General features: G+C 26.6%; 2 protein-coding genes. Both read left to right on the plus strand.

Annotated elements, in window-relative coordinates:
• Positions 1-111 precede the first annotated feature (111 nt).
• A complete protein-coding gene (locus tag A9G11_RS03690) occupies positions 112-1,089 on the plus strand; it encodes a glycosyltransferase family 8 protein (protein ID WP_065618188.1) in 978 nt (325 codons plus the stop codon).
• Between the two features lie 15 nt (positions 1,090-1,104).
• Positions 1,105-1,536, plus strand: a 432-nt coding sequence (locus A9G11_RS03695; protein ID WP_141674339.1) for a glycosyltransferase family 2 protein, incomplete at its 3' end; no start/stop codon positions are given.

The raw sequence follows: 1,536 nt of genomic DNA on the forward strand, positions 1-1,536 counted from the left end.
ATTTTTAATAAGTTAAATATTCTTTTCCTTTAATAAAAAATTTTTTAACCTATATTTTAATAGAAATTGAATATATAATTAATTAACCATTTTGTTATTAAAATAATTTACATGATTAACGTTAGTAACTTTATTGATCAAATAAAATCTCTTGCTATAAAAAGTAACCCAGATTATCCAACATTAAATATTGCTTTAGGATTTGATGATAATTATGCAATGCCAGCTGGTGTTGCAATTTCGTCAGTAATTAAAAACACACCAAATTATAACCTTCATTTCCATTTATTTATTGATAATGTATCAGAAAAAAATTTAGAAAAATTCAAAGAGCTATGTAGCGATAATATCTCAATTACACTTTATTATTTAAATAATAACTTTGTCATAAATCCCAAAACACTTGTATTACATATCGCTACTGTTTCAACGTGTGTTCGTTTTATCATGCCAAAAATACTTGTATCAATAACGGATAAGTTAATTTATATTGATAGTGATATAATTTGTTTACAATCGTTAGCGAAAATAGCTGAATATAATATTGATAATTATGTTGCGGGTGTGATTAGTGATACCAAAGATATGCAACAAACAATCAGCAAAATGTATAAGATAGATTCAACAAAATATTTTAATGCCGGCGTACTTTTGATAAACACTAAAAATTGGTGTGAAGCAAATATTTCAGAGAAAGCATTGGAATTAATCAATGATGGTAATATATATAAATTTGCAGATCAGGATGTCTTAAATATATTATTAGAAAACAAAACACTATTATTGCCCATCAAATTTAATACGAAAATAAAAATCTCTATTGATGCTCATCAAGAAAAAAATATAAAACCTTATACGGTTATTCTCCATTACATTTCTCAAAATAAGCCATGGTATAAAGTCTATCTTTCGGAAATATTTACACATTACTTCCAGCTTTCTCCGTGGAAAAATGAAAAATTACCTTTAAGTGGTGATAGTTCCTCAATCAGAAATTATGCTAAATATCTAATTAAGAAAGGCCACTATGTTAAAGCGATTTACTATTATGGCATATATTTGAAATATAAGTTATTGCTCAAAAAATAATCAATAGAGGACTATATGAGTAAGGATTGCGTTAATATCTCTGTAATAATACCTTGTTATAATGTGCAAGATTATATTACTGATTGCCTAGATTCTCTTATCAATCAATCCTGCTTACCAAAAGAAATTATCTGTATTGATGATGGTTCAACAGATAATACATTAATCCTTATTCAAAAATATGCAATCACGTGGGATCGTATTAAAATTATTCAACAATCAAACCAAGGTGTAAGTAAAGCGCGTAATAATGGAATCGAAGCGGCAAAAGGGGATTATATCCTTTTTGTCGATTCCGATGATATTATAAACACTAATCTATTTTATGATTTTAAACGATTATTAAATACGGAAAACAATTTAGATTTTTTTTATTTTGACTATTCAGCTTTCAAAGATGACGAAAAGCCAAAAAATTTAAACCCGATTCAAACACTGGACATAAAA

Origin of the sequence: Gilliamella sp. wkB108, assembly GCF_001690195.1 — a bacterium.
GTDB lineage: Bacteria > Pseudomonadota > Gammaproteobacteria > Enterobacterales > Orbaceae > Gilliamella > Gilliamella apicola_L.

Coding starts and splice junctions, on each gene's coding strand:
- A9G11_RS03690 (WP_065618188.1), top strand. CDS start 112: ATGATTAACGTTAGTAACTTTATTGATCAAATAAAATCTCTTGCTATA.